We start from the raw sequence: 22,099 nt of genomic DNA on the forward strand, positions 1-22,099 counted from the left end.
TCGTCCCATTCTCTGCCTGCAAGCCCGTTACGAAAACAGGATCGAAGACAGCTTGCGCCGAGCCTGAATGGTGGCGGGGTCCTTCGGACCCCAGACCTCGAAAAATTCAACCAGTTGGCGACGCGCACCATCATCGTCGAAGGTCCGGTCTTTTTTCATAATCAACAGCAGATGATCGGCTGCGTCTTCACGCTTGCCCTCTACATTGCGGATCTTGGCGAGTTTCAGCCGCGCCTCGTGATCGTCAGGGTTAAGCGACAGTTGCTGCTCCAGCGCCACCGGATCGCCCAGCTTGCGAGCCTCCTCGATTTGCTCCAGCTTTTTCGCCACGGCCTGGATTTCCGGGGCTTTCGCCAGCTCTTCGGGCAGGCCATCGACAATCTGGCGCACCCGTTCATGCTGGTTGAGGGCCAGCATGCATTCGGCAATACCAGCAACCGCCTTGGCATTTTCCGGATCGGCCTGCATGACGGCCGCATAGAGCTGGGCAGCGCCGTCGAAATCGCCGTCGTCGTAAAGCCCCTTGGCTTCTACCAGCACAGCCTCGATTTCCGCTGCCTGATCGGCACCGCCGTCCGGGCCACCGAGCTTGTCGATGAACTGCTTGACCTGACTTTCCGGCAGCGCGCCCATGAAGCCATCGGCAGGACGGCCATCGACAAAGGCGACGACGGCAGGAATGGACTGGATGCCAAGCTGGCCGGCAATGGCCGGATGCTCGTCGATATTCATCTTGACCAGCTTGACCTTGCCCTTGGCCTCATTGACCGCCTTTTCGATGATCGGCGTCAACTGGCGGCAAGGGCCACACCAGGGCGCCCAGAAATCCACCAGGACGGGCTGGCGGCGGGATTCTTCCAGCACATCCTTGGCAAAGCCCTGGGTCGTCGTATCCTTGATCAGACCACCGGCGGGCGATGCTCCTGCAGACGCTGGCGCTGCCGCAGCAGGTGCTGCGCCAAATTGCGCATTGGCCGTCATCTGCCCGCCATAGGAGCCGCCATATGGATTACCAGAATTGCTCATCACCATCTCCCGCCTGTTCATGACAGCCCGGGCGTTTTGCAAACGCATTCCAGGTGCCGCCTTATTTCCACCGTCCGCAAGTTCCGTTTCATACCGCAACAGATATCGCAGCCCTTGTCCCGGCCACATGATCTTTACAGGGTTCCTTGGATTTCAATGAACCTGCAAGCGTTTAAATCGTGCCTCAGGCCGTGACTTTCAAGACGAGTGCTTCATGTCCTGTCGCCATCAGAAAGCGCAACAGATCATCACGACCGATCGAGGTTGTAGCGTCATTCGACAGCGGATGGCAATTGATGATCTCATGCTGCATCAGGTCTGCGTCCAGAACGAATGTCACCTTGTTGCCCGTATCGTTCATTGCGCCGAAAGCAGTTACCGATCCTGGGACAACCCCCAGATACTCCATCAGCTTTTCCGGCTTGCCAAACGATACCTTGCTGGCCGCCCCAAGCAGGATATGGACTGTCTTCAAATCGACAATGGCGTTTTCCTCGACCACCAGCAGAAAGAACTGATCCTTCTTGTCCTTGACGAACAGGTTCTTGGTATGACCGCCAGGAATCTCATCGCGTAGGGAGACCGATTCTGCCACGGTAAAGACTGGCGGATGTGACACTGTCCGGTGCTCGATGCCGAGGCTATCGAGGCATGCAAACAGGTCTGCGGTCGATTTCGGCACAATCTCTGTCATCATGGTCCTGCTTCAGAATAAAGTCTCAGTGGCATGCTGCGGTTAAACGATATCAAGCGATATCCTTCAACTGTTTTGTGCGCCATTCGGATATCCAAATGTCCCTCGACAAACCTTTATCGCGCCCTCTCATCAAACGTTCAAAATTTTCATTGCCGCAGAATAGCTTAGGCGGCGATTGGAAAAAATCTTGGACCCGCCGTCATTTCCCTGTTGCAATCGAAAAGCAGTTGGGCCATATACCGCCCGTCGCCGCAACACAGCGACCCACGGTTCAGCGTACTACCCCGGACCGGTGGATAATGAGCGGGCGTAGCTCAGGGGTAGAGCACAACCTTGCCAAGGTTGGGGTCGAGGGTTCGAATCCCTTCGCCCGCTCCAATTTTACAAAGATGAATTCAAGAATATGCCTTCCCGAAAGGGAGATCGAGGTTTTCCGTGTCCGGCTGCGTGGTTTGGGCTGCAAAACCGACTGCGTTAAACCCTTCCCTATAAGCTCTTAAAATGTGCCTATAGCAAATTGGCGTCGCCAAACGCGCTCCGAATGGCGACACCGGAATGCTGCGTCAGGTCGCCCGTATCGGCTTATGTCCCATCACCCTACCAATGATAATGACCAGCACGCCAGCAATGGCGAGGCAGGCTGCCAGAAAGAACATCGGAGCAATCGTGCTGCCTGTCTGGTCGCGGATCAATGGCACGACATTCTGGGCAACAAACCCTCCGAGATTGCCGACCGAGTTGATGGCAGCCAGACCGGCGGCGGCACCGGCCCCTTTCAGGAAGCGCGATGGCAGGCTCCAGAACACCGGCTGGCCTGCGAAGATCCCGGCGGCGGCAAGGCACAGAAACGCAAATTGCAACACCTGGTCTGTCAGCACTGCCGACATCACAAGACTGACGGCACCGACAAAGGCCGGTATGACGATATAGGGCGTCTTGTTCTCCGTCCGGTCAGCCGCCGATGGCACAACATAGAGCGCGATGGCAACAGCAACCCAGGGGATGATGTTGATCAGGCCATTCACCGTATTCGACACGCCAAACCCCTTGACGATGGTCGGCAGCCAATAGCTCAAGCCATAAGCGGCGAGTGGAAAGCCGACATAGCAGAGCGACATCAGCAGCACGCGCGGATTGATCAATGCCTTGAAGCCATTGTCGGCATTCGCGTCCATTCCGGTGTTTTCGGCATCCAGCCGGGCCTGAAGCCAGGCTTTTTCCGCGTCCGTCAAAAAATGCGCCTTGGCTGGCGTATCGGCGAGATAAAACCAGGTGACGATACCAGCCAGAACCGCGGGAATACCGGTCGCCAGGAACACCCACTCCCAACCCTGATAGCCCAGGAACCCATCGAGATCGAGCAACACGCCGCCCAAGGGCGCACCAATAGCATTGGCAAGGGCGCTGAAAATCATGAACAGGCCAACCATCCGGCCACGATAATCCCTTGGGAACCACAGCGTCAGCAGATAGAGCACGCCCGGAAAGAAACCTGCCTCGCAGACACCCAGCAGAAAGCGCAGGATGTAGAACATCGTCGCGTTCTGGGTATAGGCAAGCGCAATGGTCACCGCTCCCCAGGACACCAGAATGCGCGCAAACCAGCGGCTGGCGCCAAACCGCTCAAGAAACAGGTTACTCGGCACTTCAAATAGAAAATAGCCGATAAAGAACAGCGACGCCCCCAACCCATAGGCATATTCGCTGAGGCCCAGCGCATCGACCATTTGCAATTTCGCGTAACTGACATTCTGCCGATCAATATAGGCAATCAGGTAGAGAAGCCCCAGAAACGGCATCAGCCGCCAGGTGATTTTTGAAATCAGTGCTTTTTCGGAAACCAAGTCATGTCCTCCCACAACCGTCCCCTCCTGCGGCTGCTAAGGACGGGTAAAGGAAACAGGATTACACGCTGAATTGTTCCCCGCACACCCTTGGACAAAGCCGTGCAAAAAACCATCAGCTCACGGAAAACACATAGTCCGTTTCCTGGCGCAGTGTTTCACCGGGCCGAAGGACAGCACTTGAGAAACCGGCCTGGTTGATGGCATCCGGCCAGATCTGGGTTTCCAGACAGAAACCGGCATAAGCGCCGTAGCGACGGCCCTCAAGACCGGAAACCGGTATATTCAGGTAGACGCCCGCGTAGAATTGAACGCCGGGTTCGGTGGTACGCACTTCCATGGAAACGCCGGATTTCAGGCTGCGGGCCATGGCGACGCTGCGCTTGGCCACCCGTGTCTGCGACAGACAGAAATTGTTGTCGAAGGGCACCTGAACGCCGTCCTCTGTGCGACGCATGACGCCCATCTGCCGGAAATCAAACGGCGTACCGATCACCGGACGCTGCTCTCCAGTCGGAATCAGGCGGTCATCGACAGGCAGGTAGTGATCGGCAGCAATCATCAGCTCATGATCCAGCATGTCAGGCGAATCATCCAGGTTGAAATAGGAATGCTGGCAGAGATTGGCAAGGGTCGGCGCGTCCGTGGTGGTTTCATAGACCACCGACAGCACACCGTCATCCTGGAGGTGATAAGTCGCCCGGATGTAGGCATTGCCGGGATAACCGGCCCGGCCCGCCGGATCGGTGATCTCGAGCACCACCCGGTCACGATCAAGATCGGCAATCGTCCAATTGCGCCTACCAATGCCATCGCTGCCGCCATGCAGATGGGTAAGGCCGCGCTCGTTGCATTCCAGCTGATAGTCTTCACCATCAAGGGTAAAACGTCCGTTGGCGATGCGATTGGCCAAGCGCCCGGGCGTCGCCCCGAAATAGGGTGAATGGATCGCATAATCCTCGAACCGCTCGAAACCCAGCACCAGCGGTGCCACATGGCCTTCCATCCTGAGATCCTGGATCACCGCTCCCCAGGTCAGCACCTTGGCCTTCAGGCCACCGCCATGCAGCGTGACCTGCTCTACCGTTTCACCCTTGGTGGTCGTGCCAAATTCCAGACGCTGCATATGCTTCCTCACCCTTGCATCGACGGTGCCTGCCTGAGGCGGGCGCGTCATCGTTTCTGCTGTGTCACATAGGTTTATTGCATAATTCCTCAAACCGAAATCGATCAGAGATAAAATATCCAGCAACCATAAGGCGTTACAGCAAACATCAACGCACCATAGACGATGCGGGCCGGATTAACGCGACAGCTCGCGTGCCGCATCCTCCAACCCGCCAAGCGTCAGAGGATGCATGCGCCCGCCCATGAGACGCGAAATCAAACCGATCGAATGGGTATAGGCCCAATGCTCCTGCTGCATCGGGTTGAGCCACAGACATTTGCGAAAATGCGCCGTGATGCGCGAAAGCCAGAGCGCGCCAGGCTCGCCATTCCAATGCTCCACCGATCCGCCGATCATGGTGATCTCATAGGGGCTCATCGCCGCATCGCCGACGAAGATCACCCGGTAATCCGGCCCATAGGTGCGGATAATCTCTTCCGTCGGGATGACATCGGTCCGGCGGCGGCGATTGTCTTTCCATACGCGCTCATAAAGGCAATTGTGGAAGTAGAAATGCTCCATATGCCGAAATTCCGACCGGGCTGCCGAAAACAACTCTTCCACGCCTTTGACGTGATCGTCCATGGAGCCACCGATATCGAAGAACATCAGCAGCTTGACGGCATTTCGCCGTTCCGCCTGGGTCTTGATGTCAAGATAGCCATGCTCTGCCGTTGCGCGGATCGTACCGCTCAAATCAAACTCGTCCGGCGCACCTTGCCGCACGAACCGCCGCAACCGGCGCAGGGCAACTTTGATATTGCGGGTGCCAAGCGCGACGGAATCGTCGAGATTGCGAAATTCCCGCTGGTCCCACACCTTGACGGCGCGGCGATGGCGTGATCCGTCCTGGCCGATCCTCACCCCTTCCGGATTGTAGCCATAGGCCCCGAAGGGCGAGGTCCCCGCCGTGCCGATCCATTTTGAGCCGCCCTGATGGCGCTCCTTTTGCTCGGCCAGCCGCTGTTTCAGCGTTTCCATCAGCCTGTCGAAACCACCCATGGCTTCGATCAGTTTCTTGTCTTCGTCGGACAGGTGTTTTTCGGTCAGCTTGCGCAACCATTCTTCCGGCAGAGCGGTCTGGGAGACACCCGCCTCCAACCCACCAGTCGCTTCCAACCCCTTGAAACATTCAGAAAAGGCCAGATCGAAACGGTCGATATGCCGCTCATCCTTGATCAGCGTCGTGCGCGCCAAATAGTAGAAAGCCTCAATGTCGAAATCGACAAGGCCGCGCTGCACCCCTTCCAGCAAGGCCAGATATTCCCCGAGGGAGACCGGGACTTTTTCTTGTTTGAGCTTGAGGAAGAAAGGCAGGAACATCGGCGCTCAGAGCGGTTGCTGGTAGATGATAAAGGGGGTCTTGTCCGCCACCTGATCATAGAGGCGACGGGCCGTTCTGTTAAACTCCTGGGTCATCCAATAGACCTTGCCCGCGCCGATCTCCATCGCCGCCGCATTGACCGCTGCAATCAGCGCCCGGCCGATGCCAAGCCCACGCACCTCAGGATCGACATAGAGATCCTGAAGATAGCAGACATCGGCAATATACCAGCAGGACCGATGAAAGACATAATGGCGGAGGCCGACAGCCTTCCCTCCGGCCACAGCCAGAAACCCGCGAAATTCGCCAGCTCCCTGCCCCGTCAGCCGGGCAAAGGTGGTCGCATAGATCTCTTCGGGCAGTTCCGTTTCGTAAAAGGCGAGATAGGCGCGCCACAGGCGGCGCCAGTCTGCCTCGTCGTCAACAGTCAGGGGACGGACCAGAAGTTCGCTGCTCATATGCCGCGCCCCTTGCCGATATCGTTCAAATCATAGCTGGTGGTCTGATACATTTCGTTGATCCAGTTTCCAAACAGCAGATGCGCATGGCTGCGCCAGCGGTTGAGCGGCGTCAGTGTATCATCGTTGTGGGGAAAGTAATCATATGGCAGGCGGATCGGGATGCCGGCGCTGACGTCGCGGAAATATTCATCCGCCAGCGAGGTGGAATCATATTCGACGTGATTGAACATATAGAGCCGATTGCCCTTGTCCTCCTGCACCAGGCAGACACCCATCTCGTCGGATTCCATCAGGATGTTCAGGTCCGGCACTTTTTCGATATCGGCGCGGCGTACTTCGGTCCAGCGTGAGACCGGCACCTGAAAATCATCCGAGAAGCCGTTGAGATAGATGGAGGAGGGTGCCAGATTGCGGTGGCGGAACACGCCGAAAGCCTTTTCCTTCAGCCCATGTTTCGGCACCTTGTGGAAGTGATAGATCGCCGCCATCGCCCCCCAGCAGACATTCATCGTCGTGTGGACATTGGTTTGCGTCCAGTCGAAAATCTGCTGCATCTCGCTCCAATAGGTGACGTCTTCAAAGGGCAGCGTTTCCACCGGCGCACCGGTAATGATCAGTCCATCGAACTTGCGGTGCTTCACCTCTTCCCAGGTCTGGTAGAAGGACAGGAGATGCTCTTCGGGCGTGTTCTTGGCCTTATGCCCGCCGATCCGCACCAGGGTCAGTTCCACCTGCAATGGCGATGCACCGATCAGCCGGGCAAATTGCACCTCGGTCTTGATCTTGTTGGGCATGAGATTGAGCAGGGCGATCTGCAACGGGCGAATATCCTGACGGATCGCTGCGGTTTCCGTCATCACCCGCACACCCTCATGAACGAGAGCGTCGAAGGCGGGGAGCGTATCGGGAATCTTGATCGGCATCAGCTTTAAACTTTCCTGTCACGGCACGGTGCGGCAGCTTTGCTATCGCCATCGGCCTCGGAAAGTCTTGAATAACTTGCCTCGGCCCTTTAGCAATTTATTTTACGTGGCTGCAAGCCGGCCGGCCAAATCACCACGAGACAGGCGCTTATTTACGCCTTCACCCGTTACGAATCAATGAAAACATAAGCTGCACCGCAGCACGGATCAGCGCCCGTCCCGCGCTCCATCCCGCCGGGCCATGAAGGCCAGCCGCTCGAACAGATGCACGTCCTGCTCATTCTTCAAAAGCGCGCCGTGCAGTTTCGGCAGGGCATTGGCTGCATCGATGCGCAGATCGGCGGGATCGACCTCATCGGCCACCAGCAGGCGTATCCAGTCCAGGGCTTCCGAGGTCGATGGACGTTTTTTCACGCCCGGCGTTTCGCGGATCTCGTAAAACCGGGTCAAGGCCGCCTGGAGCAGCTGCTGCTTGATGCCGGGATAGTGAACCTCAACGATCCGCGCCAGCGTTTCGGCATCCGGAAAGCGGATATAGTGGAAGAAACAGCGGCGCAGGAAGGCGTCGGGCAGTTCCTTCTCATTATTGGAGGTGATGATGACGATCGGGCGCACCTGCGCCTTCACCCGCTCACCGGTCTCATAAACGTGAAACTCCATCCGATCCAGTTCCTGCAACAGATCGTTGGGAAACTCGATATCGGCCTTGTCGATCTCATCAATCAGCAGCACGGTTTTCCGGCCTGCGGCAAAGGCTTCCCAGAGCTTGCCGCGCCTTATATAATTGCCGATATCGCTGACGCGTGGATCGCCCAGCTGGCTATCGCGCAGGCGCGACACGGCATCATATTCGTAAAGCCCCTGCTGCGCCTTGGTGGTGGATTTGATCGTCCATTCAATCATATCGAGACCAAGGGCTGCCGCAACCTGACGGGCCAGTTCGGTCTTGCCGGTGCCTGGCTCCCCCTTGACCAGCAGCGGCCGTTCCAGCGCAATAGCCGCATTGACGGCCACCGTCAGGTCCTTGTCGGCGATATAATCGGCGCTTCCGGTGAATTGCCCGGCAAATGGCATGATCTCTCCAATTCATCGTGAATTTCGCTGAAAGTAATCAGCGGCACAGCCAGCGACAAGCCGGTGCAGGCCAATCTCTTCACAAATAAAGCTTGTATTTTGTTTGAAATCTGCCAGTTTGGCCCCCACATCCTGCTCAACCATTCAGGATGGGGTCACCTTTTCCGGCAGGAAAGCGCTTTGGCCCCGAATGGGCATGAGTTAAACTTTCCTCTGCCTGACTGAACTGCAAGGCCGGACGTTCCGGTTTTTTGTCTGTGCCGCTGAACCGGGTGCGGTTCGATGGCAGGATTGGGCAGGGACTATCCGTTTTTGCAGCGACACGTGAGCGCCGGTATCGGCGCACAGCGCTACAAAAATCCGCACCGCGCCGTTCGCACTGTTGTCCGCATCTTTTCGCCCTGGCGAAACCAAAGCGGTTTCCCGGCGCATTTTCGTTTCGGCATTTGATCCGCGAGCAGTAATCCTGCAAGGAGACCGGCATGACGGCGCATTTATACAAGACAGGCGACATGGTCGTCCTGAAAGACGGTCCCGTCAGGCTCTCCCGGTCGGTCGGCGTCTGCAAGGTGCTTGCCACCCTGCCGGAATCCCAGGGCGCACGCCGGTATCGGGTTCGCTTCGAGAGCGAAACGTTCGACCGGTCGATTGCCGAGGACGAGATCGATGTCAGCCGTTCGCCACGGTCCGGCACCGCCTCAAAAACACAAAAGGCCGGCGGGGCCTGGGCAACGCCAGTCAATTCGAAATAACCAGATTATCATCCTCAACCATCAAAGGAGAGACAGTGCAGGTACTCGTCAGGGATAACAATGTTGAGCAGGCATTGCGCGTGCTGAAGAAGAAAATGCAGCGCGAAGGCCTGTTTCGTGAAATGAAGGCCCGTTCGGCCTATGAAAAGCCGTCGGAAAAGAAGACCCGCGAAAAGGCCGAGGCCGTGCGCCGCACCCGCAAGCTGGCCCGCAAGAAGCTTCAGCGCGAGGGCCTTCTGCCTGCGCCGAAGAAAAAAGTTTTTGCACCACGCGCCCAAGGGTAAGGGCAGAAGGGCAAGGGACACATCGCCCTTGGCCATAAAATCGAGACCAGGCAAATCCGTGCAGGTCTCGAATCCCTTGTTCCATGCAATTATGCCTCGGGCAATCGGACTGGAAAATGCCGCAGGCGTTCCGTTGATCACGGAACGCCTTTTGCATTTGGCCTCAGATGCGTTATGGCATGGCCATGACGGAAAGCACCTTCACCATTCTGCTCGGCGGTCCCCTCGCCATTACGCCCCGGCTGCTCGGCTCCGTTGCAGGAACCCGCGCCATCGCTGCCGATGGCGGCATGCGCCATGCCGAACCGCTGGGATTGACGCCTGAGCTTTGGGTGGGTGATTTCGACAGTTCCGACGATCTTCCGGCAGACCGGTTTCCGGATATCCCGCGCCTTCCCTATCCCGCCCGCAAGAACCTCACAGATGGTGAAATCGCCATTGAAGAAGCCCGCAAGCGTGGCGCGACCTCCCTTCTGCTGGCGGGCGCGCTTGGGGGAGAGCGATCCGATCATGCGATGATGCATCTGCTGCTAGCGGTGGCGCTGGCGGCCCAGGGACTTGATCTGCACCTCACATCCGGTGAGGAGGAGGCATGGCCGCTTCTGCCGGGTAAAACCATGACACTGGACCTGCCGCAGGGTTCGTTGTTTTCCATTCTCGGCTTTTCCGCGCTGGCAGGCCTCACCATCGACGGCGCGCGCTATCCATTGCAGGGTTTCGATCTGCCGTTCGGATCGTCCCGCACCATTTCCAATGTGGCCGAAGGTCCGGTAACGCTGTCGCTTGGCAGCGGAGATGCCGTGATCCTTGCCCGCCCTTATGACATGACCGGAGCGTGACCCTTGGCACCGCCAATCCTGAAACTTGACAATATCTTCCTGTCCTTCGGCGGCGCACCGCTGCTCAACGGCGCTGGCCTGCAAGTGGAACCGGGCGACCGAATCTGCCTTGTCGGCCGCAACGGCTCTGGCAAGTCCACCCTGATGAAGATCGCCGCCGGTCTGGTCGAGGCCCAATCGGGTGAGGTGTTTCGACACCCCTCGGCCACCATCCGCTATCTCGAACAGGCCCCGGATTTCGGCAGCCACGCCACCGTGCAGGCCTATGCCGAGGCCGGGCTTGGTCCGGGCGACGACCCGTACCGCGTCACCTATCTGCTGGAGCATCTGGGCCTGAGCGGTCAGGAAGATCCGAAAAGCCTGTCGGGCGGGGAAGCGCGCCGCGCAGCCCTCGCCCGGGTGCTGGCACCGGAACCCGACATCCTGATGCTGGATGAGCCGACCAACCATCTCGACCTGCCGACCATCGAATGGCTGGAAGAAGAGTTGCGCAAGACCCGCAGCGCCCTTGTCCTAATCTCCCATGACCGTCGCTTTCTGGAGAAATGCTCGACCGCAACCGTCTGGCTGGATCGCGGCCTGTCGCGCCGTCTGGCGCGTGGCTTTGGCCATTTCGAGGAATGGCGCGACAAGGTGCTGGAAGAAGAAGAGATCGAACAGCACAAGCTGGGCAAAGCCATCGAGCGCGAAGAACATTGGCTGCGCTACGGCGTAACGGCACGGCGCAAGCGCAATATGCGCCGGCTTGGCAACCTCCAGACCCTGCGCGCCGACTATCGTGGCCATAAAGGTCCGCAAGGAACGATCCTTGCCAGCGCCACCGAGGGCAAGGAAAGCGGCAAGCTGGTGATAGAGGCCGACAAGATCACCAAGGCCTATGGCGAGCGGACGATTATCGCGCCGTTTTCAATCCGCGTGCATCGCGGCGACTGTATCGGTCTGGTCGGCCCGAATGGCGCTGGCAAAACCACGCTGTTGAAAATGCTGACCGGTCAACTTTCGCCCGACGAAGGCACGATCAAGCTCGGCACCAATCTGGAAATTGCCACGCTTGACCAGAAGCGCGAGGACCTCAACCCTGATGACACGCTGGCCAATTACCTGACGGATGGGCGCGGCGAGAACCTGCTGGTTAATGGCGAGCAGAAACATGTCACCGGCTATATGAAGGAATTCCTATTTCAGCCGGAACAGGCCCGCACCCCGATCCGCAACCTGTCCGGCGGCGAGCGGGCCCGGCTGATGCTGGCGCGGATCATGGCCAAGCCGTCCAACCTGCTGATCCTTGACGAGCCGACCAATGACCTTGATATCGAGACGCTGGACCTGCTTCAGGAAATCGTCACCGGCTATTCCGGCACTGTCATCCTCGTCAGCCATGACCGTGATTTCCTCGACCGCACAGTGACCTCGACCATCGCCCCCGCCAATCCGGAAGCCCCCAATGGCCACTGGATCGAATATGCCGGCGGCTATTCCGACATGCTAGCGCAGCGCCGGGGTGTGGAAGATGAGCGCAAGCGCGTGGAAAAAGCAGAAAAAGCCAAGACGCAGGAGGGCGGCGGCAAAAGCGGTGATACGGCGCCGAAGAACAAGGGAAAACTGTCCTTCAAGCAGAAATTTGCGCTGGAAAACCTGCCGAAGGAAATGGAAAAGGCCGAGAAAGAGATCGCGCTGCGGGAAGCGAAAATGGCCGATCCCAATCTGTTCGTGAAGGACCCCGCCACGTTCAACAAGCTCGCCGCCGAAATGGAAGTGCTACGTCAATCCATCGCCCGCATGGAAGAGGAATGGCTGGAACTGGAAATGCTGCGTGAGGAATTGGAGGGGTAACCCAAGCGCTCTATAGCAGCCTGCGCAAAGATCGCTGTAGCGCTTTATACGAAGAGTCATTGAAGATGACTCTTCGTATTCCTTTTGCAAATATCTCAAGCGATTGATGCATTTAAGATATTTGTAATGCCTTCAAGTCGAGGATGCGTCAGCATGTCAGAGACTTGGTATTACATGTGTAGCATGAAGCCGTGCATTCCCAATGCCTGGAGGCACAAAGACATCTCCAGGCATTGGCATCACTACAGCGCTGTGCGCCCTAGAGTCTGTCAGGTTCAGATTGAACCAGACAGACTCTAGATTCTCTTGTTTTCGTTTGTCTTTTCGGGAAAACCGGATTCCACTTTTCCCTGACAAACTCTAAAGCGTGTTGCGGCTTATCAGCCTCAAGCAACACGCTTTAAGTTTTTGTTTTTACGCATGTCGTTACCGCAAAACCGCTGCACACTTTTGCGCGACATGCTCTATATGGCGCACAAAGGTTCGCTGTCGCTCTTTATGTTTTTGCATAATTTTCTCTTTAAACCGATTCCGGTTTAAAGAATGATGCAGTAACCATTATTTGGTTTTGAGCAGCCACATCTTGCCGGCCATCGTAATCCGGCGCGAATCTTGCTCGGCTTCTTCTGCGGTATTGCACCGTTCCAGCAGGCCCAGGTCTGTCAGTTCCGTCACGGTCGTGGTGGTGAGAAACTTGATCTTCTGCGGCCGTTCCTTGAAACGGTCGGTCCGGGAATAGGTCACCTCTGCGTTCAGATGCGTCCATTTCTTCAGCGGCTGGGGATACAGATCGCCTTCCTTGGCAAGCTTTAATCCGCGGATCTGCGTGGGTGTCAATTCGATCATATCCAGCCTCTAGTGGGACCATTTCCAGCGCCAAGGACGCTCAAGGAAACGCTCTGTCTCTTTTGTGTTATAGCAAGGCCCGAAGACGCACATGCATCCCTGCCTTGAAAAAAAAACGACCATCCCAAGTGCCTTAAAGGCTTGAGATAGTCGCAACGGAATACCGACTGCCATTGTTAACGGCTATTGGCATGATGCGGCGGCACGCGGAAAACGGCCCAATGAATTCTGATATTGCGAGCGCCTGTGCAGAGCGCCCCAAGGGCGATGTCACAGTCTGCTTGGCGCGCAATTTCGCTTTTTTAATCCATATCTGGTTTAAAGATTATGCAGTAAGCTTCTGCGGGCAGAGAGTCTACTGGATAATTCCTTAAATCGGACGAGATGATGCCCGCTTTCAGGCGTTATGCCGTCGAGAAGGTCTATTCCGGCACCGGCACGTCCATCCGCTCCAGATGCAGGATGCGCGGCGATACCGCATCGATAAAGCCTTGGGCGCGACCGATATAGATCAGCGTCGCCCCCTGTAACTGCGTCATCACGCCGGTCAGGATCTTCGCCGTTTCCGGCTCCAACCCATCAAGCACATCGTTGAACACCACCCAATGAGGCTTGCGCAACAGGATATGGGCAAAAGCCAGCGCCATCTGCTCATCCTTGTCCAGCACCCGGTCCCAACGCTGCCGCTCGTCCAGCGCGCTAGCAAGGCGGCTGAGCTTGACCGTCTTCAGCGCCAGCGTCATCGCCTCGTCACCATAGGTAGAGGCATCCTCGGGATAGGCCAGGATGTCGCGCAGCCGCCCCTCCGGCAGATAGGGGGTCTGCGGCACGAACAGGATATGATCTTCCTGCGGGAGACGGATCAGGCCCTCGCCATAGGGCCAGAGTCCAGCGATGGCGTTGAAGAATTGTCGCCGGTTGATGCCGGGATCACCGTTGACCATCACATGTTCACCGGCAAGGATGGTGGGATTGTCCTCTTTCAGATGATAACCGCCCCAATGGGCCTCCGCCTCGACGGGGGTGCGGATATAGACATCCTCGAAAGCCAGTTCGCCTGGCTTTCCGGCCTCAACCCGGATCTGGCCTTCCACCGTCTCGGTCAGCGCCGGTTCGATCAGGGCGGCACGCAGCACCATCACCCGCAGCAGCGTTGCCTTCCAATCGGCAATCGCCCCGAAATTATCGACGTACCAGCGCAAGGCCGTATAGACCTGCGTGAAAGCCGAGGCCGCCATCATCAAGCCGCCGAAGGTCATCGTCCCGCCGAAATAGGCTGGCGAGGCAATCAGCACCGGCACGATCAGCGCCAGCCAGCCGAAGGCTGCCGACACCCAGGTCAGATTGGTCAGCGCCAGCGCCAGCTTGGAAATAATCGCCAGCACTCGGTCGATGGTGGCATGGATCTGGGCGCGCTCGACATCCTCGCCGCGTGCTAGCGCAATCGGCTCCAGATGCTCGTTGCTGCGCATCAGGGCCGCACGAAGCTCCGCCTCGCGGGCATAGCGGGTGGCATTGAGACGGGTCAGCGTGGCGCCGACCAGATTGCTGGCCACCGCCGCGCCTCCCGCATAGATCAGCGCCGCCCAGACCATATAACCGGGAATGGCGATCTGGTGGCCAAACAGGGTCAACGAAAAATCCCCAGACAATTTCCAGAGCACGCTGATAAAACTGACGAGCAGAATGGTGGATTGCACCAGACCGACGGTGAGCGACGTCGTCGATTCCGCCAGCTTGCGCGCATCTTCATGCAGGCGCTGGTCTGGATTGACGCCAAGCGGGCTGGACACCGACAGCCGATAGGCACGCCTGCCTTTCAGCCATTGATCGACCATATCGCGCGCCAAGCCTTCGCGCATGTAAAGCGCGGTCATCTGGCTGAAAAAGGTCTGCGCCACATTGATGACCAGCAGAAAGGCGGCAATGAAGAAGAAATTGCGCAACTCCTGCCAGAAAGCTGGCAGATCGCGATTTTCCAAGGCGTTATAGAACGGCTGGTTCCAGCGATTGAGCAATATCTGGCCATAGGTCAGAAGCAAAATGACGACGAGCAACGAAAGCGAGAGCAGCAGAATGCGCCCTCTTACATGGCTGGACCAGAAGGATTGGCCAGCCATGCGCATCTGTTCTGCAAATGTCAGGTCCGGCGCGGCGGTTTCGTTGTCAAACATTCGTCGCGGTACAATCATCATTGAGTCGCGGCCTCTAATGCCGCCCTTGACCTCAAGAATGCTCTAGTTACCACCACTTGGCTACTGAATAATCACGTCTATCACTCACAAATCAAAGGGATGATGTCGAATTGGCCATTTTTAAACCGGATAAAGGACTCGTAAGCGATTCACTATTCTAAGCCACGGGATAGTGACGACCCACAAAATAACACAGGAAAATATCGCACCGTCTTCGTCTGTTTCATTCCACTCTATACAGAAGAAACGGCTCCACTCCCAGAAACATTTGGAATTCCAGATAGTTTAGGAAGTATAACTCTTTCCGGCTTAGATATCATTTTGAAATTTCGCGCAGCAGGAAATTTTTGCGTTTTTCCGGGCTTTAATCCGACGTAAGATCCAATGTCCATCGGATTCAATGGTGCGCTTACATTGAAATCCGAAGCTGGTTTTTGAAGGTTTTGGGCAGCCTGATGGACACATTGCGTATAGCGGTCAGCCTCGGGATGCCATCGATAAACATTAACGCAGCTTAATTCAACGAGCAAAAACCTGCCATTTGGCCTTTCAAATTTATCGACCACACTCCATTTTATGTTCAGGGAACCGGTGGCGTATTGCCAATCAATATTACTGAAATATTTCTGCGCCAATCCCACAATACCGATCATGCTGGACATTGGCGTGCCGCTATTTTCAAAAAATGCAACCATCTCATTTATCTTGCGCGTAATATGCGCTTTGACAGATTGATCTTCATCCATCAATTGCTTAACTGAAAAATGAACATCGGCACCAGACCCTTGACGATAGTGATTGAGATAAGCTTCGGCCCGACCGCCGGGCCTCATCGTGGCAATGCGCGCTTGCTCAAGAATTTCGTTATCGCCCCAACTTCCCGTATGTCCGCTTAGCATTCCCGTTGTGTGTATGCCGACGCAGGCAGTATCCACCGCCCCTTTTAAAACCTTGTTTCGGGCTTCACTTTGTAGTTTCTCGACCATGACAAACTCCGTGAGAACGGCAAAAACCAATATGCGACAATAATTTTAAAATTATGTCGCAATCAAGATATGATTGCAAGTGATGTGACCACTCCACCTGTTATAGCCTCAAACAGAACTGATACGCCCCAACACAACATCGATGATACGCGACACCTAAAATCGGTGTTTTTGGAAAGAGTTAAATAGCCGAGCTAAACTATGCCAAGAAAACATCCGCATTGGCATAATTGGACATAAACAAGATCTGCCGTAGTGACATACCGGACGTATCATTCCTCTTTTCCACCCCTTGCCAGCTTACGATCGGCCAGTTACATCTGCGCCTAATACTCTAACGGGGTGCTCCGATTTTGGTTCGGGGCTGAGAGGCTTACGCCAACCCGCGGAACCTGATCCGGTTAACACCGGCGGAGGGATTAGAGGTGCATTTCTGCTCCCTGTCTCTCTTTCATTGTTGTTGTTCAAGGAGAGACCATGCGCCGTTTGTTGCTAGCAGCCCTTCCCCTTCTTGCCAGCCTGACGGTCGCCCAGGCCGAAGACAAGGTGTTGACCATTTACACCTATGAAAGCTTCGTCTCTGAATGGGGGCCGGGGCCGAAGGTGAAAGCCACGTTTGAAAAGACCTGCGGCTGCACCGTCAAGTTCGTCGGGCTGGAAGATGGCGTGGCACTGCTGAACCGCCTGAAGCTGGAAGGCGCTTCCAGCGAGGCGGATCTGGCGCTGGGGCTGGACACCAATCTCACCGAGGAAGCCAGGCAGACCGGGCTTTTTGCGCCCCACGGCATCGATGCGTCGACGGCCCAGGTGCCTGGCGGCTTCAAGGACGATATGTTCGTGCCCTATGATTACGGACATTTCGCCGTCGTCTATGACACCCAAACCATAAAAAATCCGCCCAAAAGCCTGAAGGAACTGGTGGAGGGAGACCCCGCCCAGAAGATCGTCATCGAGGACCCACGCACTTCGACGCCGGGGCTTGGCCTGCTGCTCTGGGTTAAATCCGTCTATGGCAAGGACGCGCCCGCCGCCTGGGCAAAATTGAAAGACCGGGTGCTGACCGTAACTCCCGGCTGGTCGGAAGCCTATGGCCTGTTCACCAAGGGCGAAGTGCCGATGGTGTTTTCCTATACGACCTCACCCGCCTATCACATGGTCTCTGAGAACACCGAGCGCTATCAAGCCGCTTTCTTTTCGGAAGGGCATTACATCCAGATTGAAGTGGCAGGAGTGTTGAAAGGCACCAAGCACAAGCAGTTGGCCGAGGATTTCCTGAAATTCATGCTGACGTCCGGCTTCCAGGATGATATCCCGACCAACAATTGGATGATGCCAGTCACCAAGACCTCGACCCCGCTGCCAGAGGCTTTCGACCGTCTGGTCAAGCCAGCCAAGACCTTCCTGATGAGCCCGCAGGAGGTTGCCGCCAACCGCAAGGCCTGGATCGCGGAATGGCAGGCGGCAATGGCGGCTAAGTAAGGCCCGGCATGGCTCTCGCACGGCAAAATCTGCTGCCGATTGCTGGCGGGATCATCGGCCTTGCCGGGCTTTTTGCCTTTATCGGATTGGCGGTCTTCGCCCTGCTGCTCACAACCGGTGGCCATCTGCCGCTGGCGCTGGACAGTTACACCCTGTCCATCCTGCGCTTCACCCTGGTGCAGGCCGGGCTATCGACTTTGCTGTCCATTACCTTTGCCCTGCCGGTGGCTCTGGCCCTGGCGCGGCAAAGGCATTTCTGGGGCCGTCGCTGGCTGATCCGGCTGATGGCGCTGCCCATGGGTCTACCGGTGCTGATCGGCGCCTTGGGCCTGATTGGCATCTGGGGTCGCAACGGGTTTGCCAATGATCTGCTGGCGCTGCTCGGCCGTCAGACACCGGTCAGCATTTACGGCCTGACCGGCATTCTCATTGCCCATGTGTTTTTCAACATGCCCTTGGCATGCCGCCTGCTGCTTGCCGGGCTGGAGCGGGTGCCACCTGATTATTGGCGCATGGCGGCCAGTCTTGGCATGGGTCCGGTTGCGATTTTCCGGATGATCGAATGGCCAGCCCTCAGCCCCTTACTTCCCGGCATCGCCGGGCTGATCTTCATGCTCTGCGCCACGAGTTTCACGCTGGTGCTGACGCTGGGCGGCGGGCCGGGCGCAACCACGCTGGAAGTGGCGATCTATCAGGCCTTGCGCTTTGATTTCGACCCGCCCCTTGCCGTCTCTCTGGCAACCCTGCAACTGGCTGTCACGGCCCTGTTGCTTGGCCTTTTGGCACTGTTTCCAGCACCGGACGACCAGGCATTGCCCGATGAAAGACCTGTGTTGCGGCTCGATGGCAAGGGACTGGCAGCGCGGGTCTGGGATGGGGTTGTGCTGCTGCTTGCCCTGTTTTTCCTGGTCACGCCCCTTGCCAATATCGCTTTTGCCGGCGTCAAAGCCGATCTCCTGAAACTGCTTGATGATCCCTCGGTCTGGCGGGCTGGCGGTCTTAGCCTTGCGATCGCCTTTCCCGCCGCCCTGCTGGCGCTGGGTCTCAGCCTCCTCTTCATCAATGCCAGGACAGCACTATCCGGCCTGCGGCAAAAAACCCTGGTCGCAACCACTCTTTCCCGGCTGATTGGCGCAACATCATCGCTGGTGCTGCTGGTGCCGGTCATCGTGCTGGCCACCGGCTGGTTCCTGCTGCTGCGCCAGATGGGCAATGCGGCAGGGTTTGCCGGGCCGGTGGTGGTGGCGATCAACGCGATCATGGCGCTGCCCTTTACCATGCGGGTCTTGGCACCGGCCATCGCCACCCATCATCACCGCACGGCGCGCCTGTCTGCAAGCCTTGGCCTTGGCGGACTGGCCAAGATCCGCCATGTCGACTGGCCGGGCCTGCGTCGTCCGATCCTGACGGCCCTGTCCTTTGCCATGGCACTATCGCTTGGAGACCTTGGGGCGGTGGCCCTGTTCGGTGCCAATAATCTGGCGACTTTGCCGTGGCTGATCTATAGCCGGATGGGCAGCTACCGCACCGCCGATGCCGATGGTCTGGCCCTGCTGCTCGGCCTTGTCTGCCTTGTGCTGACCATGATTGGAACGGCGGGCGGCTCAAGTGCTGACAAACCGGAGGAGCGACCATGAGCGAGACGGCCACTATCCCCGATGCCGCAATTGTTCTCGACACGGTGCAACTGCGTCTGGGAAACCAGAGTTTTGAGTTCAACGATCAGATCGCGTCTGGAAAGATCACCGCGATCACCGGCATGTCCGGCTCAGGCAAATCCACCCTGCTGAACCTGATTGCCGGGTTCGAGACGCCCGATCAGGGCCGGATCCGGATTGGCTCGGAAGACATCACGGATCTGCCACCCGCCAAACGTCCGGTCTCCCTGGTGTTCCAGGACCATAACCTGTTTGCCCATCTCGATCTCGCCACCAATATCGGCCTTGGCATCGATCCGTCTCTGCGGCTTGGCGCGGCGGATCGGCTGGCGGTGAGCCAAGCCCTGAAAAGAGTGGGACTTGGCGGCTATGACCGACGCAAACCCGCCACGCTTTCCGGCGGAGAAAAGCAGCGCGCCGCCTTTGCCCGTGCGCTGGTCCGGCGCAAGCCGGTCCTGTTGCTGGACGAACCTTTTGCCGCCCTCGATCCCGGTCTGCGCGCCAGCATGGCCGATCTGCTGCTGGATCTGCATCGCGAAACCGGCCAGAGCGTGTTGATCGTCAGCCACGATCCCCAGGATGTGCGGCGCCTGGCTGATGATGTGCTGTTTCTGGATCAAGGCCGCATTTCACTGCATTGCGACGCAAAAACCTTCCTTTCCGGCGAAGGCCCAGCTGCACTCAAGACCTTTCTCGGTCCCTTTCATGATCGCGACCGGTTTTAACAGGAAGTCTCGAAGACGGGGACCACATCCACGCCCTCAAAAAAGGCCAAATATCTCAAATGCATCAGAGGTTTGAGATATCTGCAAAAGCAGGACCAGGGGCCATTTTCGATGCCCCTTGGTATAAGGCCATGATTTCGACGCGACCAGCTGGCATGGCGTGATGCATACAAAGCACAAATGAATGCGATCATTAACATTTTCTTATCCAATTGGCTGATCTTGTGCGATGCGCAGTTTTATCCAAATCAATAATATGCTGTTAAGGATTTGGATGAAAATCGTGAGACGTCCCGCATCGCAATATCAGCGAAATGGCGGGTGTGACTGAACAGGTAAGGGGACGAAGACGTTTCTAGGATGCGCTGCAATATGATCCTGATGGCCCCTGCACAGCAAGGCACCTGGCAAACCACGCGAATGGTGGCGGGAAAAATGCGCCCTGGATTAAAAGCGAGCCTCGGCCTTATAGCTGCCCTGTCGCTTGCCGGCTGCCAGTCGATGGTAGAGCAGTCCTATCAGCCGAACATCTCGCCCTCGTCTTCGCCGCAGATCGTTCAGGAAGTGCAGAAGGACGATCCCCGCGCCCAGATGGGTGCGCGCGAGCATCCCCGTATCGTGGCAAGCTATGGCGGCGAATATCACGACGAGAAAACCGAACGGCTGGTGGCGAAAATTGCCGGTGCGTTGACGGTGGTTTCTGAAAACCCGCAGCAGTCCTATCGCATCACCATTCTGAATTCTCCGGCTATCAATGCCTTTGCCCTGCCCGGCGGCTATCTCTATGTCACCCGTGGCCTACTGGCGCTGGCCAATGACGCTTCGGAAGTCGCCGCCGTGCTGTCGCATGAAATGGCCCATGTCACCGCCAATCATGGCATCGAGCGCCAGCGGCGCGAAGAAGCCGAGGTCATTGCCAGCCGGGTGGTGGCCGAAGTGTTGTCCAGCGATCTGGCTGGCAAGCAGGCCTTGGCCCGTGGCAAGCTGCGGCTGGCCGCCTTCTCACGCCAGCAGGAATTGCAGGCCGATACAATCGGGGTGCGGACGCTGGGCGAAGCAGGTTACGATCCCTATGCGGCGGCGCGCTTCCTGGATTCCATGGCCGCCTATCAGCATTACAGCTCATCCGACCCCAATGCCGACCAGAGCATGGACTTCCTGTCCAGCCACCCCAGCACGCCACAGCGAGTGGAACTGGCACGCGACCATGCCCGCGCCTTCGGACCTGACGGATCGACTGGCGACAAGGGCCGCGATTACTTTTTCGATGGCATCGATGGCATGCTGTATGGCGACAGCCCGCAGGAGGGCTATGTCCGTGGCCACACATTCCTGCATGGCGGCCTCGGCATACGCTTCGACGTGCCGGACGGTTTTCAGATCGACAACAAGGTGGAGGCGGTCATGGCCACCGGGCCGGGCGATGTCGCCATCCGCTTCGACGGCGTGGCCGATACTCAGAACCGCAGCCTGACCAACTATATTTCCAGCGGCTGGGTCACCGGCCTGTTGCCGGACAGCATTCACGAAACCAAGATCAATGGCATGGAGGCCGCGACCGCCAGGGCCTCGGCGGATCGCTGGGATTTCGACGTCACCGTGGTGCGGCTGGGCAATCAGATTTTCCGCTTCCTGACCGCCGTTCCCAAAGGCAGCGACCAATTGGTGCCAACAGCCGATCTTCTGCGCCAAACTTTCCGCCGCATCACACCCGAGGAAGCCAAGACGCTGAAACCATTGCGCGTCCGGGTCGTCACCGTTGGACAAGGCGACACGCTGGCCAGCCTGTCGGCCAGGATGATGGGAACGGATCGAAAGCTGGAATTGTTCAAGGTGTTGAATGCCATTCCCGCCGGTCAAAGCCCGGCACAGGGCAGCCGGGTCAAGATCGTCTCGGAATAACCTATGCATAATTCCTTAAATCGGAATCGATTTAAGGAATTATGCAGCAGATTTAAAGCGTTACAGCCTCCTTTGTGCGTTTT

Annotated in this window: 19 protein-coding genes, 1 tRNA gene and 2 riboswitches; of the genes, 9 read left to right on the forward strand and 11 right to left on the reverse strand. The window is 57.3% G+C overall.

The genetic code is table 11. The annotated features are described in order from the left end of the window. Window positions 1-27 precede the first annotated feature (27 nt). Together trxA and AVI_RS16780 are read right to left on the reverse strand one after the other, a co-directional pair. Complete coding sequence (gene trxA / locus AVI_RS16775) at window positions 28-1,026, reverse strand: thioredoxin (RefSeq protein ID WP_041698271.1); 999 nt, start codon at window positions 1,024-1,026, stop codon at window positions 28-30. A gap of 184 nt (window positions 1,027-1,210) precedes the next feature. Continuing rightward, on the reverse strand, window positions 1,211-1,720 hold the full coding sequence (locus tag AVI_RS16780; RefSeq protein WP_015917486.1) for a prolyl-tRNA synthetase associated domain-containing protein: 510 nt from the start codon (window positions 1,718-1,720) through the stop codon (window positions 1,211-1,213). A 306-nt stretch (window positions 1,721-2,026) separates the two neighbouring features. Between AVI_RS16780 and AVI_RS16785 the strand changes: the two genes are divergently transcribed. Then, window positions 2,027-2,101 (forward strand) — tRNA-Gly (locus tag AVI_RS16785). 185 nt (window positions 2,102-2,286) lie between these two features. Here the strand turns inward: AVI_RS16785 and AVI_RS16790 are convergent. The 6 genes from AVI_RS16790 to AVI_RS16815 form a co-directional block, all read right to left on the reverse strand. Next, window positions 2,287-3,567, reverse strand: coding sequence for an MFS transporter (locus AVI_RS16790; protein WP_041697234.1), 1,281 nt, complete (start codon window positions 3,565-3,567; stop codon window positions 2,287-2,289). Between the two features lie 115 nt (window positions 3,568-3,682). Beyond that, window positions 3,683-4,693, reverse strand: coding sequence for an aldose epimerase family protein (locus AVI_RS16795; RefSeq protein WP_041698272.1), 1,011 nt, complete (start codon window positions 4,691-4,693; stop codon window positions 3,683-3,685). A gap of 177 nt (window positions 4,694-4,870) precedes the next feature. Beyond that, window positions 4,871-6,058 (reverse strand): vWA domain-containing protein, encoded by a 1,188-nt coding sequence (locus AVI_RS16800; RefSeq protein WP_015917489.1) that lies wholly within the window; start codon window positions 6,056-6,058, stop codon window positions 4,871-4,873. 6 nt (window positions 6,059-6,064) lie between these two features. After that, a complete protein-coding gene (locus tag AVI_RS16805) occupies window positions 6,065-6,517 on the reverse strand; it encodes a GNAT family N-acetyltransferase (RefSeq protein WP_015917490.1) in 453 nt (150 codons plus the stop codon). Then, a complete protein-coding gene (metA, locus tag AVI_RS16810) occupies window positions 6,514-7,443 on the reverse strand; it encodes a homoserine O-acetyltransferase MetA (protein WP_015917491.1) in 930 nt (309 codons plus the stop codon). Before metA ends, AVI_RS16805 begins: the two co-directional genes overlap by 4 nt. Before the next feature lie 69 nt (window positions 7,444-7,512). Next, window positions 7,513-7,590: riboswitch (SAM riboswitch) on the reverse strand. A 60-nt stretch (window positions 7,591-7,650) separates the two neighbouring features. After that, window positions 7,651-8,517, reverse strand: coding sequence for an AAA family ATPase (locus tag AVI_RS16815; protein ID WP_015917492.1), 867 nt, complete (start codon window positions 8,515-8,517; stop codon window positions 7,651-7,653). A 482-nt stretch (window positions 8,518-8,999) separates the two neighbouring features. On the opposite strand from AVI_RS16815, the gene AVI_RS16820 reads away from it, so the two are divergent. From AVI_RS16820 to AVI_RS16835, 4 genes are all read left to right on the forward strand, one after another. Next, window positions 9,000-9,269, forward strand: a complete 270-nt coding sequence (locus AVI_RS16820; RefSeq protein WP_015917493.1) for a hypothetical protein — start codon at window positions 9,000-9,002, stop codon at window positions 9,267-9,269. Window positions 9,270-9,304: 35 nt separating this feature from the next. After that, window positions 9,305-9,553: a 30S ribosomal protein S21 gene (gene rpsU / locus AVI_RS16825; RefSeq protein WP_015917494.1), complete on the forward strand. Its 249-nt coding sequence runs from the start codon at window positions 9,305-9,307 to the stop codon at window positions 9,551-9,553. A gap of 179 nt (window positions 9,554-9,732) precedes the next feature. Beyond that, window positions 9,733-10,392: a thiamine diphosphokinase gene (locus tag AVI_RS16830; RefSeq protein WP_015917495.1), complete on the forward strand. Its 660-nt coding sequence runs from the start codon at window positions 9,733-9,735 to the stop codon at window positions 10,390-10,392. Window positions 10,393-10,395: 3 nt separating this feature from the next. Continuing rightward, window positions 10,396-12,225: an ABC-F family ATP-binding cassette domain-containing protein gene (locus AVI_RS16835; RefSeq protein ID WP_015917496.1), complete on the forward strand. Its 1,830-nt coding sequence runs from the start codon at window positions 10,396-10,398 to the stop codon at window positions 12,223-12,225. A 558-nt stretch (window positions 12,226-12,783) separates the two neighbouring features. Here the strand turns inward: AVI_RS16835 and AVI_RS16840 are convergent. The 3 genes from AVI_RS16840 to AVI_RS16850 all read right to left on the reverse strand — a co-directional run bounded on the left by AVI_RS16840 (window position 12,784) and on the right by AVI_RS16850 (window position 16,252). Beyond that, window positions 12,784-13,071 (reverse strand): hypothetical protein, encoded by a 288-nt coding sequence (locus tag AVI_RS16840; protein WP_015917497.1) that lies wholly within the window; start codon window positions 13,069-13,071, stop codon window positions 12,784-12,786. Between the two features lie 422 nt (window positions 13,072-13,493). Then, window positions 13,494-15,245, reverse strand: a complete 1,752-nt coding sequence (locus AVI_RS16845; protein WP_041697237.1) for an ABC transporter ATP-binding protein/permease — start codon at window positions 15,243-15,245, stop codon at window positions 13,494-13,496. Window positions 15,246-15,499: 254 nt separating this feature from the next. Beyond that, window positions 15,500-16,252, reverse strand: coding sequence for a hypothetical protein (locus AVI_RS16850; protein WP_041697239.1), 753 nt, complete (start codon window positions 16,250-16,252; stop codon window positions 15,500-15,502). A 328-nt stretch (window positions 16,253-16,580) separates the two neighbouring features. Next, window positions 16,581-16,688: riboswitch (TPP riboswitch) on the forward strand. A gap of 41 nt (window positions 16,689-16,729) precedes the next feature. Here AVI_RS16850 and thiB point away from each other — a divergent pair. From thiB to AVI_RS16870, 4 genes are all read left to right on the forward strand, one after another. Further along, window positions 16,730-17,731, forward strand: coding sequence for a thiamine ABC transporter substrate binding subunit (gene thiB, locus AVI_RS16855; protein ID WP_015917500.1), 1,002 nt, complete (start codon window positions 16,730-16,732; stop codon window positions 17,729-17,731). A gap of 8 nt (window positions 17,732-17,739) precedes the next feature. After that, complete coding sequence (gene thiP, locus AVI_RS16860; protein ID WP_015917501.1) at window positions 17,740-19,368, forward strand: thiamine/thiamine pyrophosphate ABC transporter permease ThiP; 1,629 nt, start codon at window positions 17,740-17,742, stop codon at window positions 19,366-19,368. Then, the gene (locus AVI_RS16865) at window positions 19,365-20,114 is read left to right on the forward strand and encodes a thiamine ABC transporter ATP-binding protein (RefSeq protein WP_015917502.1); all 750 of its coding nucleotides are present in this window, start codon (window positions 19,365-19,367) and stop codon (window positions 20,112-20,114) included. Before thiP ends, AVI_RS16865 begins: the two co-directional genes overlap by 4 nt. 420 nt (window positions 20,115-20,534) lie before the next feature. Further along, window positions 20,535-22,016: a M48 family metalloprotease gene (locus AVI_RS16870; RefSeq protein WP_234617696.1), complete on the forward strand. Its 1,482-nt coding sequence runs from the start codon at window positions 20,535-20,537 to the stop codon at window positions 22,014-22,016. Window positions 22,017-22,099 lie beyond the last annotated feature (83 nt).

The sequence above is a fragment of the Allorhizobium ampelinum S4 genome (assembly GCF_000016285.1).
Classification (GTDB): domain Bacteria; phylum Pseudomonadota; class Alphaproteobacteria; order Rhizobiales; family Rhizobiaceae; genus Allorhizobium; species Allorhizobium ampelinum.